The 22,720-nt window shown below is 60.8% G+C and carries 26 protein-coding genes and 1 pseudogene; 17 read left to right on the forward strand and 10 right to left on the reverse strand.

The genetic code is table 11. The features are described 5' to 3' along the window. The 5 genes and pseudogenes from HJB83_RS32785 to HJB83_RS32805 form a co-directional block, all read left to right on the forward strand. Positions 1-134: pseudogene (locus HJB83_RS32785) on the forward strand (sugar ABC transporter ATP-binding protein); the annotation flags it as partial. A 15-nt stretch (positions 135-149) separates the two neighbouring features. Then, positions 150-1,655 (forward strand): GMC oxidoreductase, encoded by a 1,506-nt coding sequence (locus tag HJB83_RS32790; RefSeq protein WP_221116280.1) that lies wholly within the window; start codon positions 150-152, stop codon positions 1,653-1,655. 43 nt (positions 1,656-1,698) lie between these two features. Then, entirely contained in the window at positions 1,699-3,354 is a 1,656-nt protein-coding gene (locus HJB83_RS32795) for a GMC family oxidoreductase (RefSeq protein WP_207583870.1), read from the forward strand. 12 nt (positions 3,355-3,366) lie between these two features. After that, positions 3,367-4,536 carry a Gfo/Idh/MocA family protein gene (locus HJB83_RS32800; RefSeq protein WP_207583871.1) on the forward strand — a complete coding sequence of 390 codons (1,170 nt, stop codon included), beginning with the start codon at positions 3,367-3,369 and terminating at the stop codon, positions 4,534-4,536. Positions 4,537-4,542: 6 nt separating this feature from the next. Beyond that, complete coding sequence (locus HJB83_RS32805; RefSeq protein ID WP_221132691.1) at positions 4,543-6,627, forward strand: FAD-binding protein; 2,085 nt, start codon at positions 4,543-4,545, stop codon at positions 6,625-6,627. Positions 6,628-6,662: 35 nt separating this feature from the next. On the opposite strand, the gene HJB83_RS32810 is transcribed toward HJB83_RS32805, so the two are convergent. From HJB83_RS32810 to HJB83_RS32825, 4 genes are all read right to left on the reverse strand, one after another. Further along, positions 6,663-6,845 carry a hypothetical protein gene (locus HJB83_RS32810; protein ID WP_221116282.1) on the reverse strand — a complete coding sequence of 61 codons (183 nt, stop codon included), beginning with the start codon at positions 6,843-6,845 and terminating at the stop codon, positions 6,663-6,665. Between the two features lie 5 nt (positions 6,846-6,850). Continuing rightward, on the reverse strand, positions 6,851-7,078 hold the full coding sequence (locus tag HJB83_RS32815) for a hypothetical protein (RefSeq protein WP_221132690.1): 228 nt from the start codon (positions 7,076-7,078) through the stop codon (positions 6,851-6,853). Positions 7,079-7,156: 78 nt separating this feature from the next. Continuing rightward, the gene (xth, locus tag HJB83_RS32820; RefSeq protein ID WP_207583874.1) at positions 7,157-7,948 is read right to left on the reverse strand and encodes an exodeoxyribonuclease III; all 792 of its coding nucleotides are present in this window, start codon (positions 7,946-7,948) and stop codon (positions 7,157-7,159) included. 132 nt (positions 7,949-8,080) lie between these two features. Further along, on the reverse strand, positions 8,081-8,578 hold the full coding sequence (locus HJB83_RS32825; protein ID WP_207584294.1) for a hypothetical protein: 498 nt from the start codon (positions 8,576-8,578) through the stop codon (positions 8,081-8,083). Positions 8,579-8,893: 315 nt separating this feature from the next. Here HJB83_RS32825 and HJB83_RS32830 point away from each other — a divergent pair, with 315 nt between their 5' ends. Continuing rightward, entirely contained in the window at positions 8,894-9,436 is a 543-nt protein-coding gene (locus tag HJB83_RS32830; protein WP_221116284.1) for a hypothetical protein, read from the forward strand. A gap of 98 nt (positions 9,437-9,534) precedes the next feature. On the opposite strand, the gene HJB83_RS32835 is transcribed toward HJB83_RS32830, so the two are convergent. The 3 genes from HJB83_RS32835 to HJB83_RS32845 form a co-directional block, all read right to left on the reverse strand. Next, the gene (locus HJB83_RS32835) at positions 9,535-10,158 is read right to left on the reverse strand and encodes a response regulator transcription factor (protein WP_207583876.1); all 624 of its coding nucleotides are present in this window, start codon (positions 10,156-10,158) and stop codon (positions 9,535-9,537) included. Positions 10,159-10,160: 2 nt separating this feature from the next. Then, complete coding sequence (locus tag HJB83_RS32840; RefSeq protein ID WP_207583877.1) at positions 10,161-11,549, reverse strand: sensor histidine kinase; 1,389 nt, start codon at positions 11,547-11,549, stop codon at positions 10,161-10,163. A gap of 63 nt (positions 11,550-11,612) precedes the next feature. Then, on the reverse strand, positions 11,613-11,789 hold the full coding sequence (locus HJB83_RS32845) for a hypothetical protein (RefSeq protein ID WP_207583878.1): 177 nt from the start codon (positions 11,787-11,789) through the stop codon (positions 11,613-11,615). 161 nt (positions 11,790-11,950) lie between these two features. On the opposite strand from HJB83_RS32845, the gene HJB83_RS32850 reads away from it, so the two are divergent. Beyond that, the gene (locus HJB83_RS32850; protein WP_221132689.1) at positions 11,951-12,802 is read left to right on the forward strand and encodes a methyltransferase domain-containing protein; all 852 of its coding nucleotides are present in this window, start codon (positions 11,951-11,953) and stop codon (positions 12,800-12,802) included. Between the two features lie 68 nt (positions 12,803-12,870). On the opposite strand, the gene HJB83_RS32855 is transcribed toward HJB83_RS32850, so the two are convergent. Then, positions 12,871-13,152 (reverse strand): hypothetical protein, encoded by a 282-nt coding sequence (locus tag HJB83_RS32855; RefSeq protein ID WP_207583880.1) that lies wholly within the window; start codon positions 13,150-13,152, stop codon positions 12,871-12,873. 199 nt (positions 13,153-13,351) lie between these two features. Here HJB83_RS32855 and HJB83_RS32860 point away from each other — a divergent pair, with 199 nt between their 5' ends. The 7 genes from HJB83_RS32860 (at position 13,352) to HJB83_RS32890 (ending at position 18,079) form a co-directional block, all read left to right on the forward strand. Next, positions 13,352-13,750: a DUF1236 domain-containing protein gene (locus HJB83_RS32860; RefSeq protein ID WP_221132688.1), complete on the forward strand. Its 399-nt coding sequence runs from the start codon at positions 13,352-13,354 to the stop codon at positions 13,748-13,750. Positions 13,751-13,863: 113 nt separating this feature from the next. After that, positions 13,864-14,703, forward strand: coding sequence for a DUF1236 domain-containing protein (locus HJB83_RS32865; protein WP_221132687.1), 840 nt, complete (start codon positions 13,864-13,866; stop codon positions 14,701-14,703). A gap of 150 nt (positions 14,704-14,853) precedes the next feature. Beyond that, positions 14,854-15,021 carry a hypothetical protein gene (locus HJB83_RS32870; RefSeq protein ID WP_221132686.1) on the forward strand — a complete coding sequence of 56 codons (168 nt, stop codon included), beginning with the start codon at positions 14,854-14,856 and terminating at the stop codon, positions 15,019-15,021. Then, positions 15,018-15,596, forward strand: coding sequence for a BA14K family protein (locus tag HJB83_RS32875; protein ID WP_221132685.1), 579 nt, complete (start codon positions 15,018-15,020; stop codon positions 15,594-15,596). Before HJB83_RS32870 ends, HJB83_RS32875 begins: the two co-directional genes overlap by 4 nt. Positions 15,597-15,688: 92 nt before the next feature. Continuing rightward, on the forward strand, positions 15,689-16,003 hold the full coding sequence (locus HJB83_RS32880) for a hypothetical protein (protein ID WP_207583885.1): 315 nt from the start codon (positions 15,689-15,691) through the stop codon (positions 16,001-16,003). 111 nt (positions 16,004-16,114) lie between these two features. Further along, positions 16,115-16,999, forward strand: a complete 885-nt coding sequence (locus tag HJB83_RS32885) for a hypothetical protein (protein WP_207583886.1) — start codon at positions 16,115-16,117, stop codon at positions 16,997-16,999. Positions 17,000-17,077: 78 nt separating this feature from the next. Further along, complete coding sequence (locus HJB83_RS32890; protein WP_207583887.1) at positions 17,078-18,079, forward strand: L,D-transpeptidase family protein; 1,002 nt, start codon at positions 17,078-17,080, stop codon at positions 18,077-18,079. Between the two features lie 46 nt (positions 18,080-18,125). Here the strand turns inward: HJB83_RS32890 and HJB83_RS32895 are convergent, their stop codons facing one another. Next, a complete protein-coding gene (locus tag HJB83_RS32895; RefSeq protein WP_207583888.1) occupies positions 18,126-18,917 on the reverse strand; it encodes a phenylalanine 4-monooxygenase in 792 nt (263 codons plus the stop codon). A 124-nt stretch (positions 18,918-19,041) separates the two neighbouring features. Between HJB83_RS32895 and HJB83_RS32900 the strand changes: the two genes are divergently transcribed. Further along, positions 19,042-19,503 (forward strand): Lrp/AsnC family transcriptional regulator, encoded by a 462-nt coding sequence (locus HJB83_RS32900; RefSeq protein WP_064838158.1) that lies wholly within the window; start codon positions 19,042-19,044, stop codon positions 19,501-19,503. 42 nt (positions 19,504-19,545) lie between these two features. Here the strand turns inward: HJB83_RS32900 and HJB83_RS32905 are convergent, their stop codons facing one another. Then, positions 19,546-20,046: an Lrp/AsnC family transcriptional regulator gene (locus HJB83_RS32905; RefSeq protein ID WP_209885195.1), complete on the reverse strand. Its 501-nt coding sequence runs from the start codon at positions 20,044-20,046 to the stop codon at positions 19,546-19,548. 130 nt (positions 20,047-20,176) lie between these two features. Between HJB83_RS32905 and hppD the strand changes: the two genes are divergently transcribed. Together hppD and hmgA are read left to right on the forward strand one after the other, a co-directional pair. After that, entirely contained in the window at positions 20,177-21,286 is a 1,110-nt protein-coding gene (hppD, locus tag HJB83_RS32910; RefSeq protein WP_207583891.1) for a 4-hydroxyphenylpyruvate dioxygenase, read from the forward strand. Between the two features lie 58 nt (positions 21,287-21,344). Further along, positions 21,345-22,706, forward strand: coding sequence for a homogentisate 1,2-dioxygenase (gene hmgA / locus HJB83_RS32915; protein WP_207583892.1), 1,362 nt, complete (start codon positions 21,345-21,347; stop codon positions 22,704-22,706). Positions 22,707-22,720: the final 14 nt, after the last annotated feature.

Here is a 22,720-nt window from a genome sequence, read left to right on the forward strand (position 1 = left end):
AGCTCGGCGGCAAATCCGTCGTCGCCCGCCTGCGCGCCGATGCCGGCATCGCTCCGGGACAGACAACTCGCCTTGCCTTCAATCTCGACAAGGCCGTGTTCTTCGATCCGGACAGCCAGGTGCGGATTATATGACGGCCAGGCGCTGATATGAACAGTTCACCAGACATCGTCATCATCGGTTCAGGCGTCGGCGGCTCCACCGTCGCCGCCGGCCTGGCTGCGACCGGCGCGCGGATATTGATCCTCGAAGCCGGCGATCACATCGCCGATCTTCCTGTCAATCGCGACCAGCGCGCCATCTTCCAGCGGGGACATTTCCGGCCGAAGGAAACCTGGTACGAGGCAAACGGCAAAGGCTTCAATCCCGGCAACTATTACAATGTCGGTGGCAATTCGAAATTCTATGGCGCCGTTTTGTCGCGCTATCGCAAAGAGGATTTCGGCGTGATCGAGCATCGGGAAGGCGTGTCGCCGGCCTGGCCGTTTGCCTATGAGGAGTTGGAGCCGTGGTACGCTAAGGCGGAAAGGATGTACCAGGTTCGCGGCAACCTCGGCGAAGACCCTACCGAGCCTTATCACTCGACTGCCTACGGCTACCCACCCGTGCCGGACGAGGCGCCGATCGCCGATGTCAGGGCGCGCCTCAAGGAAAAGGGCCTGCACCCGTTTTCCCTGCCGCTCGGCCTGGACCTCGACGCCTGGCTTTCCAAGGCACGCACGCCCTGGGATGCGCATCCGAATGCACGGGACGGCAAGATGGATGCCGAGACAGCAGCGCTTGCGGTAGCGTTAAGCCATGAGAACGTGCGGCTCGAAATCAATGCGCGCGTGACGAGGCTCGATACCGCAGCGGGGAGCCGGATCGACCGGGTCACCTATGTCAGGAACGGCGAGACGCTGACGGTTTCGCCGAAGATCCTGATCCTTTCGGCCGGTGCGGTTCAGTCGTCGGTGCTTCTGCTTCGCTCGAAAAACGACCGCTTCCCAGGAGGCCTGGCGAACTCCTCCGACCAGGTGGGGCGCAATTTCATGAACCACAACGCCTCCGCCGTCATCGGCGTCTCGCCACGGTTCCGGAACACCTCCGTCTACCAGAAGACCTTTGCCTTCAACGACTTCTATCTCTCGGACGGGAAGGGTGGACCGCCGCTCGGCAACGTGCAGCTCCTCGGCCGGATCTCCGAAAAGGTTCTGAAGGGTTCGCTGCCAAGGGCGCCGGAATGGGTCCTGCGTTTCATCACCAGCCAAGCCATCGATTTCTACGCGATGAGCGAGGACGTTCCCAATCCCGAAAGTCGCGTCATGGTCGATGGAGATCGGATCATTCTCCAGTGGCAACGAACCAACTGGGATGCGCATCTGGCACTTGTCGCCAGGCTGAAGGCGATCCTGAAGTCGATCGGATTTCCGATCGTGCTGTCGAGACCCTTCGACAAGCGCACGCCTTCCCATCAGTGCGGAACGGTCCGCATCGGAAACGATCCCGCGACGGCGCCGCTGGATCCTTACTGCCGTTCTTATGATCACGAAAACCTCTTCGTCGTCGACGCCGGTTTCCTGCCGACGTCGGCTGCCGTCAATCCCGCGCTCACCGTCGCCAGCCAGGCGCTGAGAGTTGCAGATCACATCGCATCGACGGACTTGCAGGCATGAGCAGATCCATTGGCGTCAGCCGGGTTCAAACAGGACAGTAAAAATGGGATTCGACTACATCATCACCGGTGCCGGTCCTGCAGGATGCGTGCTTGCGAGCCGGCTGAGCGAAGATCCGGATATCAGCGTCCTCCTGCTCGAAGCGGGGGGAGGCGACTGGAATCCTCTTTTTCACATGCCGGCCGGCTTCGCCAAGATGACCAAAGGTGTGGCCAGCTGGGGCTGGGAAACCGTTCCTCAGAAACACATGAAGGGCCGGGTGCTACGCTATACGCAGGCAAAGGTCATCGGTGGCGGCTCATCGATCAACGCACAGCTCTATACGCGCGGAAACGCTGCAGATTATGATCTTTGGGCGAGTGAAGACGGCTGCGAGGGCTGGGACTATCGCTCGATCCTTCCCTATTTCAAACGTGCGGAGGACAATCAGCGCTTCGCCGACGACTACCACGCCTATGGCGGTCCGCTTGGTGTTTCGATGCCGGCGGCGCCGTTGCCGATCTGTGACGCCTATATTCGCGCCGGGCAGGAGCTCGGTATTCCCTATAATTATGACTTCAACGGCCGCCAGCAGGCGGGCGTCGGATTTTACCAACTCACCCAGCGCGATCGCCGCCGGTCCTCCGCTTCGCTTGCTTACCTCTCGCCGATCAAGGATCGGAAGAACCTGACGGTTCGGACGGGCGCCCGCGTCGCGCGGATTATCGTCGAGGGAGCGCGTGCGACAGGCGTCGAGATCGCCACCGCGCGCGGCTCGGAAATCGTCCGCGCCGAGCGTGAAGTGCTGATCTCCTCCGGCGCGATCGGATCGCCGAAGCTGCTTTTGCAGTCCGGCATAGGACCGGCCGATCACCTAAGGTCTGCGGGCGTCAAGGTGCTCCACGATCTGCCCGGCGTCGGCGGCAATCTTCAGGATCACCTCGACCTTTTCGTCATCGCCGAGTGCACCGGCGATCATACCTATGACGGCGTCGCAAAACTTCACCGCACGCTTTGGGCCGGTCTTCAATATGCCCTGTTCCGCAGCGGTCCGGTTGCCTCGTCGCTCTTCGAGACCGGCGGCTTCTGGTATGCCGATCCCGACGCTCGGTCTCCTGATATCCAGTTCCACCTCGGTTTGGGTTCGGGTATCGAAGCGGGCGTCGAGCGGCTCAAGAACGCCGGCGTGACGCTCAATTCCGCCTATCTGCATCCGCGCTCGCGCGGGACGGTGCGTCTGTCATCCTCCGATCCGGCTGCTGCTCCCCTGATCGATCCCAACTACTGGTCCGATCCTCACGACAGGGCGATGTCCCTGGAGGGGCTCAAGCTCGCCCGAGAGATCATGCAGCAGGCGGCGCTGAAGCCCTTTGTCATGGCCGAAAGGCTTCCCGGGCCGAAAGTCATGACCGACGAGCAGCTCTTCGACTACGGCTGCGCCAACGCCAAGACCGACCATCATCCCGTGGGCACCTGCAAGATGGGAACGGGGCCGGATGCGGTCGTCGGGCTCGATCTCAAGGTCCATGGTCTTGAAGGTCTCCGCGTCTGCGATTCCTCGGTCATGCCGCGCGTGCCGTCCTGCAATACCAATGCACCGACAATCATGGTCGGGGAAAAAGGATCGGACCTCATCCGGGGCCTGTCAGCGCTGCCGTCGGCGATCTTCGCCTACGAACGCAACGACACTAGACCTCGGGCCCGCGCCGAAATCCGCTAAGGAGTAATGACAATGGTCGAAGTGAGAGTTGCAGTGCTTGGCGCCTCGGGCTGGATGGGAAAGATCCACACGATGGCCTATCAGACCTTTGCGCATTTCTTCGGCGTCTCGGACGGGACGGCGCGGATCGTGGCGCTTGTCGATCGCAATCCTGACGCAGTCGAGGATCTCGGCAGCAGGGCGCCGGGTGCGCGGATCTATCAAGACTGGAAACTGGCGATCGCCGATCCTGAAGTCGATCTGATCGATATCTGCCTGCCTGACCACCTTCATTATCCTGTGGCCAAGGCGGCCCTGCTGGCCGGCAAGCATGTCTACTGCGAAAAGCCACTGGCAAACACCGCCGACGAGGCTCGGGAACTGGCAGACATCGCCAGGGAGAAGGGTGTCATTACCCGTGTCGGGCACGCCTTTCCCAGAAACCCCGTCCATGATCTGGCGAAAGACATCATTCAATCCGGCGAAATCGGCGAGATCAAGCTGTTCCGCGGCTGCCAGCACGTCGACATGTTTGGCGATCCGAACGCCCCCTTCATGTGGCGCGCCGATGGAAAGCTGGCGCCAACCGGGATCGTCGGCGACACCGGCTCGCACATTTTCAGCTTCATGGATTTCCTGGTCGGCCGCGTCAGTTCCCTGATCGCTGACAATTTCATCGTGACGCCGCGCCGGCCCGTCGTCGAGGACCTTGCCTATGGCGAGCAGGTGAAGCTCATCGGCAACGAGGCCTGGGCTGATATTACCAACCCCGACGCGACCAACCTGCTGTGCCGGTTTGCCAACGGCGCCGGCGGGATCGTCGATTTCAGCCGTGTCGCGACCGGCCGCAAGTTCATGCAGACCTACGAGGTCTACGGAACGAAAGGCAGCATCGCCTATACCTATGACGAGATAAACCGGCTGCGCTTCTATTCCAACGACGACCGGACGGCGCGGCGCGGCTTCCGGGAGATCGACGTCGGGCCGGAAAATCCCACCTTCAAGGCTTTCCTTCCTCTGCCGAATTTCGGCATCGGCTACAATGAAAGCAAGATCATCGAGGTGGCCGAGGTCATCCGTTCGATCGTTGCAAACAAGCCGATGTGGCCGACATTCGATACGGGCCACCACATCTGCCAGATCGTCGATGCATGCATGGAGTCCTCCCGGCAGAAGCGCTGGGTCGACATCCCGTTGGGCTGAATGCCAATGACCAGAGCTGTTCCGCAGGAAATTCTTGACGCACTGACCGATGTCGACATGCCGCGCCTTCCACCCGAGGCTTCCTCATCGGAAGCGGTCCGGCTCGCCGGCGTCGAGCTGCCGGTCTACCGAGCCGGCTGCGTCGTCGTCGGATCCGGTGCTGCAGGTCTGCGCGCCGCGGTGGAAATGAAGCGGCGCGGCGATGACGTCGTCATCGTCAGCCAGAGCGCCTGGGGCGGAACCTCGGCCTGTTCGGGATCGGACAAGCAGACCCTTCACACGGCAAACACGGCGGATCAGGGCGACAATTACAAGGCGATGGCCCGTGCCGTCCGCAGCGGCGGCGCAATGGACGAGGATACGGCCTATGTCGAGGCTGTCGGCTCATCCCGGATGATGGCGTCGCTGCAGTTCCTCGGCCTGCCGCTGCCGCAGGATCCGCTCGGCGGAACTTTGAGATACCAGACTGACCACGACGACGTCGGCCGCGCCACCAGCTGCGGTCCGCGCACCTCGCGCTTGATGGTCAAGGTGCTGGCTGAAGAGGCGATCCGGCTCGACGTGCCGTTCTATAACCAGACCACCGCCGTCAAAATCCTCACCGAAGGCGAAGGGGCGGACCGCCACGTCGTCGGCATACTGGCCATGCGCGCCAGTGACCGCACAGGGCAGAACCCGCTCGGCATTGCGTTGTTCGTCAGTGGAGTGATCGTGCTGGCGGCTGGCGGGCCTGGAGAACTCTATCGCGACAGCGTTTATCCCAACGGCTGTTTCGGTTCCCTCGGACTGGCGCTCGAGGCAGGTGTCGAACTCGTCAACCTCACAGAGAGCCAGTTCGGCATCGGAACGCGCCGGGAAGGTTTTCCGTGGAATCTGTCGGGCACTTACGTCCAGGCGATCCCGCATATCTACTCGGTCGATGCGGAAGGCACCGTGCACCACTTCCTGGCGCAATATTACCGCACGACGCAAGAGCTGGCGTCGAATGTCTTCCGCAAGGGCTACCAGTGGCCATTTCATGCGACGCGCATGCTGGACTTCGGCTCGAGCCTGGTGGATCTCGCGATATCAAGCGAAACCGCCGCCGGGCGGCGTGTCTTCATGGACTTCAATCGCAATCCCCTGCCGGTACCAGGCGACCTGCCGTTCAGCCTCGAAAGGCTGGACGACGACGTCCGCCTCTATCTCGGCAAGGCCGGCGCTGGCCAAGACGTGCCGATCGATCGCTTGAAGCACATGAACCCGCTCGCGATCGAGCTCTACCGCCGCTACAAGATCGACATCGCCGCCGAGCCGCTGGAATTCGCCGTCAACAACCAGCACATGAATGGCGGCATCATGGTCGACACCTGGGGCCGCAGCAATCTTGCCGGCTGTTATGCTGTCGGAGAAGCGGCGGGTACCCATGGGGTGACGAGGCCGGGAGGAGCGGCGCTCAATGCCGGGCAAGTCTTCGGCACCCGGGTGGCCGAGCACATCGGCGCGAGCGGTAGAGCGAAGCGGCCCGCCACAGGGGATAAATCAGGTATCGCCGAGGCAGGTGTTGCCGATCTGCTTTCCGCCCTTCGGACTGAAAGCCCGCTCACCGTCAAATCGATTCGCTCAGCAGTGCAGTCGCGAATGAGCGAGAAGGCCGGCATCATCTGCGATGAGCAGAGCGTCGGCGAGGCCTTGATCGAGGCTCGGAAGCTGAGTGCTGAAATTCGCGCTGATGGCGTCGCCTACGGTCGCGCAGCCGAGGCGGTCCGAGGCGTGCAATGGCGGCATATGGCGCTCGCCTCCGAAGCGGTGCTCAGCGCGCTTGATTTCTTCATACGAAGGGGAGGCGGCAGCCGCGGAGCGCGAGCGATATGTGATCCGCAAGGCGAATCCATTCCGCATGCGAGCGCAGGTCTGTTAGAACAATATCGCTTCCGTAGGGAACGCGAAGCGCATCGGGATGAGCAGATCGTCGTTCGGCTCGAGGGCGATGAGATCAAGCTTTCGACGCGCCCGAACCGCGCTGTGGATGAAAACGCCAAGTCCTTCTTCGAGCGAGACTGGCCAGCCTGGCTGACTGGCCGCATTTATGATCTGGGCGCGAATGAATGAGTTGACGATGATCGGAACCGCCTCCCGGCGGGCGATCAATCGGGATTGGCGACCGGGGGCGGAACCCGCACGCGCCCGGTGTCGTCAGAGCCTTCGGCGACCGCTTCCTCGCTTTTGCGCACGTGCCTTGGCGGATCCTTTCCTTCGATCGGCTTCGGCGACAGCTGGTCGTCAGCCTGGATCTCGTCGGAGTTCAGGTAATTCTTGCTTTCTGCCATAGCAGTCACTTCCGATTGGAGAACTGCGGGGCAGGGATGCGATCCTTCGGACTAGCGCGGCCTGTCTCTGGGTCGGCGTCGGTGACACCGTCGCCCGCCTCGCGGCTGCTGCCTATATTGATGGGAGGCTTTCGCTGTTCGTCGATATTGGTTTCCGGCAGTTCGTCCTGGGTATCCTCGTTCAACGGCTTCGGCGGAAGCTTTGCGGAATTGGGGATGGAATTCGTGGGCATAGGTCAATCTCCTTTGCGAGCTAACTCCAGCCGGCATCGTAGGTTCCTTGCTGCGCCTGCGATCGACGGCATCTCGGCTCACACGGCTTCGGCGGCGGGAACAACGAGCTCGATCATGACGGGTGCGTGATCGCTGGTATGCTCCCAGCCTCGCGGGTTTTTCCGGACGGTCGCCGATCGCAGCCATGGCGCGACGGCCGGGCTGAGCAGGAAGTGGTCGATCCGCAGCCCCGCATCGCGTTCGAAGCTGTTCCGCCAGTATTTCCAGAAGGTGTAGATGCGCTCTTCCGGATGCAGATGCCGGACGGCGTCGGTCCAGCCCTGGGCGACGAGATTGGCATAGGCCTTGCGGACTTCGGGCCTGAATAGGGCGTCGTCCAGCCAGCGTTCGGGTTTGTAGACGTCGATCTCCGTCGGCATGACGTTGAAGTCGCCGGCGAGGATCGAAGGCACTTCGAGTTCGAGGAGTTCGGCGGCGTATTCGCGCAGGCGGCGGAACCAGCGGAGTTTATAATCGAACTTGACGCTGGGGAAGGGATTGCCGTTCGGCAGATACAGGCATCCGATCACGACGCCGTCGATGACGGCTTCGATATAGCGGCTGTGTGTGTCATCGGGGTCGCCGGGAAGTCCGCGCCGGGTCAGGATCGGTGTCTTGCCCTTCGCCAGGATGGCAACGCCGTTCCAGGATTTTTGTCCGTGCCAGACGGCGCCGTAGCCGGATCGTTCGATTTCCTTTCGCGGAAACCTGGCGTCGTCTGTCTTAAGCTCCTGGAGGCAGACGACATCAGGGGCGTCCTCCTTCAGCCAGCGCAACAGGATCGGCAGCCGTCCATTGATTCCGTTGACATTGTAGGTTGCGATTTTCACAAGACTTCCGGGAAGCTAATGCATGTCGCCCAGAAGGGCGCAGCGGTTCCGGGATAACGACATGCATAAAAACAAAGGACTAAAGCGCGCCGCATGAATCAAATTTGATGCGACGCGCTTTAGGCTGGCTCCTCAACGCGTCGCACCGAAGACGAAGGCTATGCCGGCGACGATCGCCACTGCGGTCAGCGGCTGCCGGCGTATCCGATTCTCGATCTCGTGGACGAAGCTGCTCGCTTCCGCCTTCGCCAGGCGCGCTGTTCCTGAAGCCAGTTCCGAAGCGGTTTCCGCCACTCGACTTGCGTCTTTCTGAAGCGTCCGCATTTCCCCTCGATCGGCATCGACGCCCGCGGAAGAGCCGCCGGTTTCGCCGGTCGAGCGCAGGGCCTGATCGACGAACGGAAATGCCTCGTCGAGCCTGGTGGGATCGGGCTCTCGTTTCACCCGCTCAGCCGCCTCGACGTCGCTGCGGCCGGCAGGAATTGAGGTATGGGTAGCAGACACTGGGTCGGAGGCCGGAAAGGTGCCCTCGATACCTCTGTCGAGCTCGCCTTTTTGGGCCTGCTTCCGCTGCTCTGCCTGTTCTTTTCGCATGGACTGGACTGCGGGGGATTCGTTCGGGTTTGCCATCACTGTTTCCTCTGTTGCTCTTCGACAATCAAATCGGCGGCGCGGAAAGAAGTTCCAGAAAAATGCATTCTCCCTCATGCGGCAATACATCAACGAGGCGGCGAAGGTCACGAATGGCGCGCGGCGCAGTCTATCTCTCGCAATGATCGTTCGGAATTCCTTGCTCGTGGACTTGGCTATGGGTAAGCCGGACTAAAGTCCTGCCCTTTCTAGTACCTTAGGTCCGGTTGCATTTGATCTTCGGAACAGCGAAAATTGTCATGCGCCTATTCCGCGTAGGAAACGGCGGAGAACGGACGAACGAGGCTATATAGGATGACTCTCTCGAAACGCGATTTTCTGAGGTGGGGCGGCAGCACGGCCGCAGCCCTCGTCGCTGTTGCATCGCCGGTGACATTGAACCTTGGCGGCTCCCTTCCCGTTCTGGCGGTCGAAAGCGCGCAGGCTAAGGACGGCAACAACGGGAATGGCGGCGGCAATGGCAACGGCAACGGGGGAGGGAATGGCAACGGGGGAGGAAACGGTAACGGCGGCGGCAACGGTAACGGCGGCGGCAACGGGAACGGCAACGGGGGAGGGAGCGGCAACGGGAACGGGAACGGCGGTTCCGGGAATAGTGCCGGTGGAAGCTCCAGCAATAGTGCCGGATCCTCTTCCTCTGCCAAAGGGACCTCACAAGAATCGGGGGCGAGAGCGATCGAAGCTTCCGATGGTTCGATCGACGTCCGCCATGCAAACGGCATTACCGAAACCCTGCGGCGTGGCCGTTACGTCATGAAGGACGGAAAAGGCAGAACGATCATAAGCCGGCAAGCGACTGCAAATGATGCCAGCCGGTTAGGCCGCTACCTTCGCTAAGGAGCCGCAAAGTGGGTGGTGCGGGCAGCGCCTGTTCTGTTGCTGAGTCAGGACATGAGGTCGTCGGAAAACCCGCTCACCCTTTTCGGCAGCATGCTCTAGCGCCGTTCGCGCCATTGGAGAGCCGCTTCAGTCCTGTTCGTGACGCCGAGCTTGCTCAGAATCTGTGTCATATGGTGCTTCACCGTCTTTTCCTGAAGGTTGAGACGCAAGCCGATATGTTTGTTTGACAGGCCTTGAGAGACCAGATCCATCACCTCGCGTTCTCGTGGCGTCAGACTGTTCTTATCGGGTGCGCTGCCATGCAGCGAATTCTCCATGACCTTCGTCGACATTGTCGGCGAGATATACCGTGAGCCACTCAGCACCGTCTGGATGGCTTCGACGAGACCACGCGATCCGACACCTTTGAGAACATAGCCCATCGCGCCCTGTTGAAGGGCTGCCAGCAGCGTGTCCACCTCCTCCGATACCGTCAGCATCAGCACTTTCGTTGTCGGGCTACGCGTCAGCACATCGCCGATCGCCGACAGTCCGCCACCGGGCATCGAGACATCGAGAAGCATGATGTCGGGATGGCTGGTGGCAGCGATCATCACTGCATCATTGCTGCTGGCACCTTCGCCAACGACGGCAAAGTTGCTGATCTCCGAGAGGCTGCGCGTAACGCCCTCGCGAAAAAGCGGATGGTCGTCCACGACGCCGATAGTGATTGATGTCATCCCTAGTCTCCCATTTCCATAGGCTCGAAGGTCATGGTCACCGTCGTGCCTCCTTCGCCTGTCTTGACGTCGAAGGATCCTCCGAGGCTGTCGATGCGTTCGCGAAGTCCGACAAGGCCGAGGCTCGTAGGCCTCACCTCGGTCGGATCGAAGCCATCGCCGCGGTCGCTGACCTCGACGTGAACATCACCATTGCGCGAGACGGCTCTTACGGCCTGCTGTACGCCGCCGCCATGGCGATACGCATTGTTCAACGCTTCCTGAACGAAGCGATAGATGCAGATCTTTACGGCAGGAGCGGGTTCGGGTCCATTGTCGTCGATGATTGTTTCGACATGGGTTTCGGTCTTGCGCTGGTGTGCTTCGACCACCCGCGCGACGATCTCGGCGATCGAGGATTTCTCGATTTGCGGTAGCACCAGGCCGCTGCAAATATTGCGGATCTCGGTCATCGCCTCTGCAAGGCTCGAGCGTATCCAGGCGAGTTCCTTTTCACGCGTTTCGGGCTGGGTCGACGCATTGATCAACAGATCGCTGTCCAGCCGCAGTGAGGCATAAGCAATGTGCTGGGCCGGCCCGTCGTGCAGATCGGCACCGATGCTGCGTAGATAGGTTTCGTTGAGCGCCGCCGCCCGCTGGGAGGCGCGCTGCAGCCGCCGCTGGAGCCCGCGATTCTCCTCCAAAAGTGCCGACAGTTCATTGACCCGTTCTTTGAGATCCTTGCGTTGCGCCTCTATCGTGCGGCTGCCCCGAAAGACCAGAACGGAGAGAACAAGGAAAAAGACTGCTGTCAGGGCGGCGACGGCGCCCCAACTGCGGAGCCTGGCATGCGCCAGACTGTCGCCTAATCCTTCTGCCGTCTCGTAGAACTCGATGACGGCGACCGCCTGTCCGGACCATGGCTGGAGCACAGGATTGTAGATTTCCATGAGCGGCCTGCCGAGCGCGCGCTCCTTGTCGCTTTCCGGATCGCTTGCGACCTCGTAGCGGGCGACGAGAGACCCTGCGAACGCGTTTCGAAGCTTGCCGTTTACCGCAAACTTCTTGCCCACCAGCTCCTTCTCATTCGAATAGAGGATAGTTCCGTCGCTTCGCCACAGCTTGAACGAAACAAGACGCCTGCCGAGCGCGCCCTGACCAAGCGTCTCGTCCAGAGCCTGAGCGCTGCCTTCGTCGAGCGGTATTGCTTTTTGCATGTCGGGAAGCAGCGGCGCGACCACGCTGTCCACGTAGAGCGCCGTCGCAGCACCGGAGTTGTGGATGACCGCCTCCTCTATGAGGTGGGTGACGAGAATGCCAACCAGGAACATGGCGGCGATCGATATGAGCCCACCCGCGATGAAGAACTGGGAGGCGAGTGAGCGGGCATTCCAGCGGCGAAGCCAAATCATTTTGATACCGGTAAGAGACTTGCCGACTAACCTATCGCTTCCTCAAAATTTTTCCAGACAGCGTCAGGGTAGATCCCTGGTATCGAAGATTTCGGCGCCCCTTATGCTTTTGGTCAACTGGAGCGAGTCTCCAGACATGGCGGCGCCAAAGACGTAGAGAAGCGCAGCGAGAACGACGACAAGGGCGATGACGGACACATTGCAGGCGTCATTGACGCGGGATCTGTTACTCTGGGCCATATCTGGATCTCCTTCACCTCTTCGAAACGGCGCGGTCCTGTCCGCGTTCCACCCCCGGGACTTCGGTCTGACAGACCTGGGACCTAGGTCCTGCCCCCGTGGACGTCAGTAGATTCAGTCATATTTCAGCACTGAATGGTCCGGGTTTTGGAGATCTGCGAGTGACAATTTCTGCCGACATCGAAAACGGCGCCCGCGCCGCATTTGCCAGTTCTCCCGCACCATTCGATGAAGGTGTGGCCGAGCTTTACCAGACCCTCCTTGTGCCGATTCTTTTCGAGCCCTATGCGGCGGAGATGGCGATCGCCGCCGACCGGTCGAAACCTGGCAGCGTTCTCGAGCTCGCGGCGGGGACGGGCGCCTTGACACGCGCGCTGCGCATGACGCTTGATCCGCCAACGGAAATCGTTGCCACCGACCTCAACCAGGCAATGATGGACATCGGCGCACCATCGGTGACGATGTCGCGGACCCACTGGATGCACGCCGATGCCCAAAACCTCCCCTTCGCGCCCGAGATGTTCGATCTCGTCATCTGCCAGTTCGGCGCGATGTTCTTTCCCGATAAGGTGAAGGCCTATGGCGAGGCGGAAAGAGTGTTGCGCAGCAAAGGCCGTTTTCTGTTCTCGACGTGGGATGCACTTTCGGCCAACGACTTCGCCAGATCCGTGGATGAATGCCTGGCAAGCCTATTCCCATCCGATCCGCCGGATTTTCTCAGGCGCTTGCCATACTCCTACTTCGACCCCGGCTCTATCAAGGCGCAGATGTCCTCCGCCGGCTTTGAGGCGATTACCTGCGATCGGCTCGAATTGACATCCGTCGCGGCCAGCGCGCACGACGTCGCAGCCGCCTTCTGCCAGGGCACGCTGCTCCGGGGAGAGATTGAATGGCGGGCGCCGGAGCGGATATCCGAGATCGTCGACGAGGTGGCTGAGCGAGTGGAAGCACGGCACGGAGCCTGTCCTAGCGGCGGCATGAGCGCGTTGGTCGTCGCCGGCCGCGCTCGGTAGCGCCCTCGGCCCAGGCTGGCGCGCCAATCACCCGGATCGTCCAAGCGGGACCGCCAAACGCCTTCGAGCTATGACGGCTCTCCGGCCTTCTGCGCGGTCGTATAGGGAGCTTCGTGCATGGCGCTGATGACGTGGCGCTCAATCTCGACGCAGACCTCATCATACTCCCGCACTCGGTGGGAGTTGAACCCTTGTCTGCGAACGGCATCGCGCGCTTCGACAGCCATCTGGTAGGCCTCGAAGAGTTCGAGCTGCAGCGGGTCGCGGGCTTCCATGATCAGCTTCCGCATCTCGGGCAGGCGCATTGCCAGGCGCCTGCGTCCCGCCTCCCTGCGGTTGGATCGTGCCATCTCCTTCAGTCTCCTGCCTATGCCCGGAAATACGGGGCCCTTCGATCTGCAAGTAGCGCCGGCAACGGACATTGACATGGATTTGGGACCAAAGGCCGGGATCGATCAGACTGAGGTCCGGGGTGGGGAACGACCCCGCCTCCAGCTAGTTGGTTTGGCAGCGGTCATTAAGATCGCTTCAAAACAGAAGGAGGAAAATATGCTCTCCAAGCTTATCGTCTGTGCGGCAACTGCCGCGACCCTCATGTCCGGCGTCGCATTCGCCCAGTCCTCGACCGTCAATGGTGCGGCCGGCGGCGCAGTCACCGGAGCGATTGTCGGTGGTCCCGTTGGCGCTGCTGTCGGCGGTGTTACCGGCGCCATCGTTGGCACCGCGATCGATCCGCCGCCGCAAAAGGTCGTCGCCTACGTTCGCGAGGCTCCGGCACCGTCGGCGCGCGTAGTCGTAAAGGAGAAGGTTGTCGTCGGACAGCCGCTGCCGGAAACGGTCGTCGTGACGCCTATTCCGGATGATCCGACCTATGCCTACGCCGTGGTCAATGATGAACGTGTCATCGTCGAACCGTCCTCCCGCAAGGTGATCCAGGTCATCAAGTGACCTGATCCTCCACGCGGCCGCTACCGCGTCTTAACTTCGGAAATCATCGTTTAGATCAGCCGCACGGTCGACGGCAGCGTCGTCGTGCGGCCGAAAAAGCAAAGAGAATTATTATGAAGAGCAAGACACTCGCCGTCCTGATGACGGCACTCGCGATCGGCGTTTCGCCGGTTGGCATCATTTCCGCCTCGGCGCAGGATGCGCCGATTCTTCCCAAGAAGGGTGCGACCCAAAACGGCCAGTCCAGCGACGGTGCGACCAAGCGGCCGGATGCGGGCGGTGCCGCCTCTGGTGGCGCAGGTGGTTCCACTGGCCAAGGCACGCAGCAGCCTTCGGGCTCCGACCGAAGCTCATCGGGGGCATCCTCGGGAACCACCACCGATGGATCCTCCGGCCAGACGGCAACCGAGCCCGGCACCAAGACGCAGTCCGGAAGCTCCGATAGCTCGACGACGCCCAAGTCGGGACAGTCTTCGACCGAAAGCCAGAAGCCGGCCGGCAGCCAAGATACCGGGACATCGACCGGCACCTCGACCGGCTCCGGCGAAACTCAAAAACCCGGCGATGCCGCGAAGTCTTCCGGCGGTTCGGCCGAGACCCAGTCCAACAGCAAGATGAACGTCGGCAACAACAACACGTCGGTCGACAGCAACACCAAAAACACCACCAAGATCGAGACGAACAACACGACCAACGTCAACATCTCGGTCGAGCAGCAGACGGAAATCCGTACTGTTGTGAAGGAAGTTCATGTCGAGCCGGTTCGTGAGACGGATTTCACGGTCTCGGTCGGTACGACCATCCCGAAGAAGATCAGGCTCGAGCCGCTGCCGCCGCGCATAATCGAGATCGTGCCGCAGTATAAGGCCTACCGTTTCTTCCTCCTCGCCGATGGCCGGATCGTCATCGTCGACCCTTCTGCATTCACGATCGTCTACATCATCTCGACATAGAGCGCCGCGCGTCCAATAGCACGCGCTAAGGACGCTCTATCACTTTCAATCTGCGCATAATCCTTTCCGAAAATCGGTTCCGATTGCGGGGTTGTGCGTGACAGCCGGTGCCCGGCGGAGAGCGCCGCCGCCGGGGCCGAGGAGAGGAACATGATCTATTCCGAAGAGAAATCCGCAGGTCTGGCCCTGCCGCTGATAGCGATCCTGCTGGCGATCGCCGGCATCCTCGCCATGCTTGTCGTCACCGGCGGACGACATGGCAGCACTGCCGGCCGCGTCTGGGTTCCGCAGGCGCAACAGCAGGGGGGGGGCCAATGAACGCGCTGGCATCTGTCGCCTTTGGAATCGTCAGCTCCGTCGGGGCCTGCATAGCCGCCGCATCCGTTGCCTCCCACGTCGTGGCGGATTCCGAGCCTCATGCCTTCCAGGATCTTGCGGCGCCCGATCTCTGGACGACGCAACCGGTGAAAGTGGACCCTCGACTGCAGCGTTATGAACGGATTGCGCCTCTCTATTCCAGCTATGTCACCGAGGCGCCGGCCATCATGACGGCAACGACGAAGCCGGAATCCGCTGGCCCGTCAACTGAGCGCCTGGCACAGCTGCCAAAATTTTCGGCCGAGCACCTCGCCTGGTGCGCGCAACGTTACCGCTCCTTCGATCCTGCGACCAACACCTATCGATCCTATAGCGGTGAGATCCGCGCCTGCTCTTCGTCGTACCAGCCTGATATCGCCGAGGCCGATCAAGGTGCGGGCACCAAAGTGAATGCGAAGACGGCTTGGTGCTCCGCTCGCTACAAGTCGTATCGACCGGAAGACAATACATATCAACCATGGGACGGCCCGCGGCGCACCTGCGACGCGCCGGTCCTCGTGGCGACGAGTAATTGATCATCACGGTGTCGAGCCGCAGTAGGACCAAAGTCCGTGTTGCAAACGCTACGGTTGTGATATCGGTTGTGTTGAGGGTCGGGGAGCAGGGGATGGCGACGACGCTGATAACGGAAATTCAGAGGGCGCAGATAAGGCTGCGGTCCTTGAGCAGGGCGGACCGGGGAGCCCTTATCATCCGCATTCTGCGGGAGCTGAAGACGCATCGGCAGGAGGTTCTCGGCAACGTGCCGGCCGACCGTTGCGTCTGGATCGACACGCTCATCGCCTCGGTTTCGTCGACCATATCGGAAATCACGGGCATGCCGGACGGCGAGTTCAATCGTGTCTTGAGCGAGTTCGAAAAGCTTATGGCAACGCTGCATGATATTTCGCATGCGGACCAGCGATTGAAGACAATTCACTGAGGGGGAATTGCCCGCGTCCGTGTCGAGCAGTCGTCGTTCTTGTTGATTGAAAATTGAGGGGTTGGTGTCGCCCCCGGGAAACCGATCCCTTGGCGCAAACGTTCTCCTTCCATGACCGAAACGAAATCCCCGGCTGATCGTGACGACGCGCCGTCCGGCGATGACGACCCCAAGCCCGGCGCTGACGTTTCCTTTCCTTACGACAGGATGACCGTCGAGCAATTTCGACGACGCTTCCCCCGTGCCCGCTGGAGCGACGCCCGCAAGGCCTGGTTCGTTCCCGGCCGGACTGCCTCCCGTCGCATCGGACGATGGCTTGCCGAGCAGGAGGCCGAAGCCGACGCCCATGCGGATGCGAAGGGACGCGATGCCTTCGCCTTCGATCCGATCGATAGTCCATACCTCGAGCTTGGCAAGGCAGGCTTTCGAATCCGCACGCCATACTCGAAGACCGCCGTCGACGAGTTGCGCGAAGTGCCCTTCTCCCGGTGGGACGGCGATCTCAAGATATGGCACGTTCCCTGCCGATCCTATGAGGAACTCAGGCGCAGATGGCCGGATATCGAAGCGGCGGCCCGAAGAAACGAGCCGGAGGAGAGACGACGTCGAGCCGAGGAGCGGAAGGGGACCGCGCTGGATCTCCGCAGCAGGCTCCGCTCCGCGGAACGTAAGCGCCGTCGTTACCCGCTTCCCGGCGACGACCTGCCGCCGATCGGGAGACCCGTCGCGATCTCGTATGGGATCGTCGTCTTTACGGAGGTCACCGGCGAACTCGCCGACCCGGCTGTCGTGGCGGACCTCTATCCCCGCGGAACCGACGATCAGGTCTGGGGATATTGGCGGGTGCCCACACTCGAAGAACTCGTCCGCACCTGGCCCGCGAAAATGCCGCCGCTTCAGGACGCTAAGTGGTGGCTGCCGACGATCGAGGAACTCAGGCCCGCCCGTCACGCGGCAAGATCGCGCGAAGCCAAGAGCCGTGCGAAGACGCTGTGATCTGGAGAAGGACTTGAAGCGACTAAGCCTAAAGTCCGAGTAGCTTTGCTCGATGGAACAAGTTTCGGCGATGGTCATTTGTCGTTTATGAAAACAGCCCTGCCGATATCGCTGCTCGCTTTGGTCATCTCCGTTGGCGATGCCGCCGCGGGGGAACTCAAGCCCGATGCAATCAACGCCGCTTCGATTGCTTCCATCAAAGCAGACAAGCGCTCGTCCGAAGATCCGGACCCGGCGATCATCCGCCTTCAGGTCCTGCTCGACCGCGCCGGCGCGTCTCCTGGCGTCATCGACGGGCTCGCCGGCGAGAACGTCAACAAGGCGGTCGCCGGTTTCGAGGCGATGAACGGCCTTCCTGTCGATGGCAGGCCGGATGCAGAGGTCGTTTCCCGCTTGGAAGGCGTTGCCCCGATCGTCGAGAGCTATGTCGTCTCGCCAGAGGATGCCAAGGGTCTCGTTGACCGGATCCCCGAGGATTACGGCGAGAAGGCAAAGATGCAGAGCTTGGGATATACCAGCGTTGCGGAGAAGCTATCCGAGCGGTTTCATATGGGTATCGATCTTGTGAACGCGCTCAACCCGGCTTCGCAGTTCGCTCCTGGCGACACGGTGTGGGTCGTGAATCCTGGTCCCCCAAGGGAAGGCAAGGTCAAGAGGATTGAAGCTGACAGGAAGACCGGGCAGGTACTGGCCTATGCCGAGGACGGAGCACTGCTTGCAGTCTACCCGGCGACGATTGGAAGCGAAGACAATCCGGCGCCGTCGGGCAAGCACAAGGTCAAGGGCGTCGCGAGGATGCCGGTCTACCGCTATGACCCGAAGCTGAACTTCAAGCAGGGAAAGAACGACAAGGTCCTGACCATTCCGAAAGGGCCGAACGGCCCGGTCGGAACCGTCTGGATCGACCTGACGGAGCCGACCTATGGAATACACGGGACACCTGAGCCGAAGCTCATCGACAAGGTTGGCTCGCATGGTTGCGTTCGGCTGACGAACTGGGACGTCGAAGAGCTGGCCGCCATGGTCAAGCCGGGTGTCCTGGTCGACTTCGTCAATCGAAGTTCAGCCGCTCCGAAGTGACACGCAGCATGCTGCGATCCCACGCTCTTCCCCACCGCTTCAGCGCTTACGAAGCCTTGGCCTCGAAAGCGGGGGCGAAATCACCGAGCGATTTCGCCTTGAGGATCGTAGCCTCGATATCCTGCTCTATGATCGCCTCCAGATCGGCGAAGCTGTCGATGACGTAGTAGATCGGCTGGAGGATATCGATACGGTAGGGGGTTCTCAGCACGCTCAGCAGATCGAACGGCCGAAATTCGCAGGCCATACCCTCCGTTGCCGCCTTCGCCTCGCTTGGCGATGAGACGATGCCTGCGCCGAAGCAGCGGCGGCCTTGCGGCGTGTTAATCAGGCCGAATTCGACCGTGAACCAGAAGATCCGGAACAGATGCCAGGAATAACCTTTGCCGAGGCGGACGGCGGTTTCGCCGAAATGCCGGACGAAATTGGCATAACTCTGGTTGGTCAGCAGCGGGCAGTGACCAAAGACCTCGTGGAACAGGTCCGGTTCCTCGATATAGTCGATATGCTCGCGACGGCGCAGGAAGGTTGCGAGCGGGAATTTGCCTTGCGACAGAAGCTCGTAAAAGCGCGAGGGCGGAATGAGCGCCGGCACGCCTTCGACCCCGAAGCCGGTGGTGTCGTTCAGGCGTCGGCTCACATCGAGAAGCTGCGGCACCTTCTCCGGCTTGAGGCCCAGCAGTTTGACGCCGTCGAGATATTCCTGGCAGGCGGTATCGGCCAGCATTTTCATCTGGCGCCGGTAGAGTTCGCCCCAGATCGCATCTTCCTCGGCTGTGTAGTCATAGAGGCCGTCCGGGCCTGGCAGTTTGGCGGTGTAGCTGCTTTCCTTGGTCATAGGCTGATCCTCCCGGAGCATGACGATATTCCTGCCATTATCCTCCAGCTTTGGCGGATTTTCTTTTCTTTCATCTTGGCTCTTGCCATAATGGTGGCAGATTTTCCCGAGTGTTGGGCAGAAAATGAAAGAAACTGGGAACTTTCGCCGCACCCTTCTGCAGCTCATCCAGGCCGACGGCAGCCTGTCGCTGGCAGATCTGGCTGAGAAGGCCGGCATGTCGCAGAGCTCGGCCTGGCGGAAGATCCAGGAACTGGAAGCCGACGGCGTCATCCGCAAGCGCGTGACGCTGCTCGATCCCGGCAAACTTGATCTCAAACTCTGCGTGATCGCCCATGTCACCCTGGAGGATCATCACGAAGAGGCGGTGGCCTCTTTCGCTTCGGTGGTGCTGGAGCGGCCGGAGATCATGGAGTGTTACGCCTTGTCAGGCGCTTTCGATTACATGCTCAAGATCCGGGCGAGGGACGTGGAAAGCTACGAAGCTTTCATGACCCGCTACCTCATGCGCAACCCGCATGTGCGCACGGTGGTCTCGAGCTTCGTGCTGCGCGAGCTGAAATTCTCGACCGAACTGCCGCTTTGACGCTTATCGCCAAATAAGTCGTTGATCGGTGACAATGGGAGATCATCGCGCGCTGTCGCCGTGCCAGCTGCCGGGCATGCGCACCGGAAAGCCCTCGAAGGTCTTCAGCGTATCGAGCACGATCGAGGTCTTCACGTGCTGCACAGACTCGTGCGGCAACAGAACGTCGTTGACGAATTTGGAGAGGTCGGCGAGCCCGCGGGTCGCGACCTTCAGGTGATAGTCCATCTCCCCGGTCAGTGCATAGGCTTCGAGAACCTCCGGCAGCCCGTTGATCAGCTGGGAAAATCGCTGGGCATTGTCTCTGTTGTGGGTGGCAAGCGTCACGGAAATGACCACCAGCATATCCAGCCCCAGTTTTTCCCGGTCAAGGTAAGCCCGATAGCTGCGAATATAGCCCTCGGCCTCCAGTCTCGTCCGCCGGCGCGAGCATTGCGACGGGGAAAGCGCGATGCGATCGCCGAGCTCGTTGTTCGTCAGCCTGCCGTCCTTTTGCAGTTCCTGTAGTAGGCGCAAATCCAGTTTGTCGAGCTGTTCATCCATTGCGTAAAATCTCCAAAACGCTCACGAACCGTGCATAATATCTTCTCATGGCATGAAGAATGCAAGGATTTTGCACGCGTTTTGGGCCACACTTTGCGCAGTCAAACTCCCATCTAATCAGGAGGAGAAAATGGGTCCTTTCCCGCATGATGCACCGCCATCCGAAATCACCGCCGACAACCCGGCCGGCACCGACGGCTTCGAATTCGTCGAGTTCGCGCATCCCGAACCCGAAAAGCTCAGCGAGCTCTTCACACGCATGGGCTATGTCGCCGTTGCCAGGCACAAGACCAAGGACATCACCGTCTGGCGGCAGGGCGACATCAACTATGTCGTCAATGCCGAGCCCGGCAGCCATGCCGCCCGCTTTGTCGAGCAACATGGTCCCTGCGCCGCATCGATGGCCTGGCGTGTCGTCGACGCCAAACACGCTTTCGACCACGCGTTGTCGAAAGGCGCCGTTCCCTATGAAGGTGATGACAAGCTACTCGACGTCCCGGCCATTACAGGCATTGGCGGCTCGCTGCTCTATTTCGTCGAAACCTATGGCGCCAAGGGATCGGCTTACGATGCTGAATTCGATTGGCTGGGCGAGCGCAACCCGCGCCCCGAGGGGATCGGTTTCTATTATCTCGACCACCTGACCCACAACGTCTTCCGCGGCAACATGGACAAGTGGTGGGATTTCTACCGCGAGCTGTTCAATTTCAAGCAGATCCACTTCTTCGATATTGACGGCCGCATCACCGGTCTGGTGAGCCGCGCCATCACCTCGCCCTGCGGCAAGATCCGCATTCCGCTGAACGAATCGAAGGACGACACCAGCCAGATCGAGGAATATCTGAAGAAGTACCGGGGCGAGGGCATCCAGCACATCGCCGTCGGCACCGAGGATATTTACGGCGCCACCGACCGGCTTGCCGACAACGGGTTGCGCTTCATGCCGGGTCCTCCGGAGACCTATTACGACATGTCCTATGAACGCGTGAACGGCCACAGCGAACCCATCGAACGCATGAAGAAACACGGCATCCTCATCGATGGCGAAGGCGTGGTGAATGGCGGCATGACGAAAATCCTGCTGCAGATTTTCTCCAAAACCGTCATCGGCCCGATCTTCTTCGAATTCATCCAACGCAAGGGCGACGAAGGTTTCGGCGAAGGTAATTTCCGGGCTCTTTTCGAGTCGATCGAGGCCGATCAGATCAGGCGTGGTGTCATCGGGACGGCGGCGGAGTAAGCTCTCTCGCGCGTCTGAAAAGACGCTCGGCGGAGAGTTTTTCGGGGAGGAGTTGAGCATGGACCAGACATCGATCCAGACGTCGGGCGGTGAAGGCGCAACGGCAAACAAGCTGAAATACATGCCGGGCTTCGGCAATGACTTCGAAACCGAGTCGCTTCCCGGCGCCTTGCCGCAGGGCCAGAACAGCCCGCAGAAATGCAATTACGGTCTTTATGCCGAGCAGCTTTCCGGCTCGCCGTTCACCGCGCCGCGCGGGACGAACGAGAGGTCCTGGCTCTATCGCATTCGCCCGAGCGTGCGTCACACCCGGCGCTTCTCCAACGCCACCTATCCGCTCTGGAAAACCGCGCCTTGCCTCGACGAACATTCGCTGCCGCTGGGCCAGCTTCGGTGGGATCCGATCCCCGCACCAACGGAGAAACTGAACTTTCTGGAAGGGGTGCGGACGATCACGACGGCAGGCGATGCCGTGACCCAGGTCGGCATGTCAGCCCATGCCTATGTCTTCAACGAGGACATGGTCGACGATTACTTCTTCAATGCCGATGGCGAACTGCTGGTCGTACCGCAGCTCGGCGCCATCCAAATATTCACAGAAATGGGCATCATGGATGTCGAGCCCCTGGAAATATGTCTCATCCCCCGCGGCATGATGTTCAAGGTAGCCAGGACCGGCGAACAGACGGTCTGGCGTGGTTATTTATGCGAGAACTACGGCGCCAAATTCACGCTGCCCGACCGCGGGCCGATCGGCGCCAACTGCCTGGCAAACCCGCGCGACTTCAAGACACCTGTCGCCGCCTTCGAGGACAAGGAAACGCCTTGCCGCGTCCATGTGAAGTGGTGCGGAAAATTCTATGTCACGGAGATCGGCCATTCGCCGCTGGATGTCGTGGCCTGGCACGGCAACTACGCGCCGTTCAAATATGACCTCAGGACATTTTCTCCAGTCGGCGCCATCCGCTTCGATCACCCCGATCCGTCGATTTTTTCGGTGCTGACGGCGCCGACCGAAGATGCAGGCACCGCGAATGTCGATTTCGTGATCTTTCCGCCGCGCTGGCAGGTCGCCGAGCACAGCTTCCGTCCGCCCTGGTACCACCGCAACATCATGAGCGAATTCATGGGCCTGATCCATGGCCAGTATGACGCCAAGGAGGAGGGCTTCGTGCCGGGCGGCATGAGCCTGCACAACATGATGCTTCCCCACGGGCCGGACGCGCTCGCCTTCGAAAAGGCGGCCAATGCCGAGCTCAAACCTTTGAAACTCGACCACACCATGGCTTTCATGTTCGAGACCCGATACCCGCAGCAACTGACGAAATACGCCGCCGAGCTAGAAACGCTGCAGGACGACTATCTCGAATGCTGGGATGGTCTGGAACGCAAGTTCGACGGAACCCCGGGCATCAAGTAATAGCATCGGAATAG

This window comes from Rhizobium sp. NZLR11, from assembly GCF_019685115.1.
Lineage (GTDB): Bacteria > Pseudomonadota > Alphaproteobacteria > Rhizobiales > Rhizobiaceae > Rhizobium.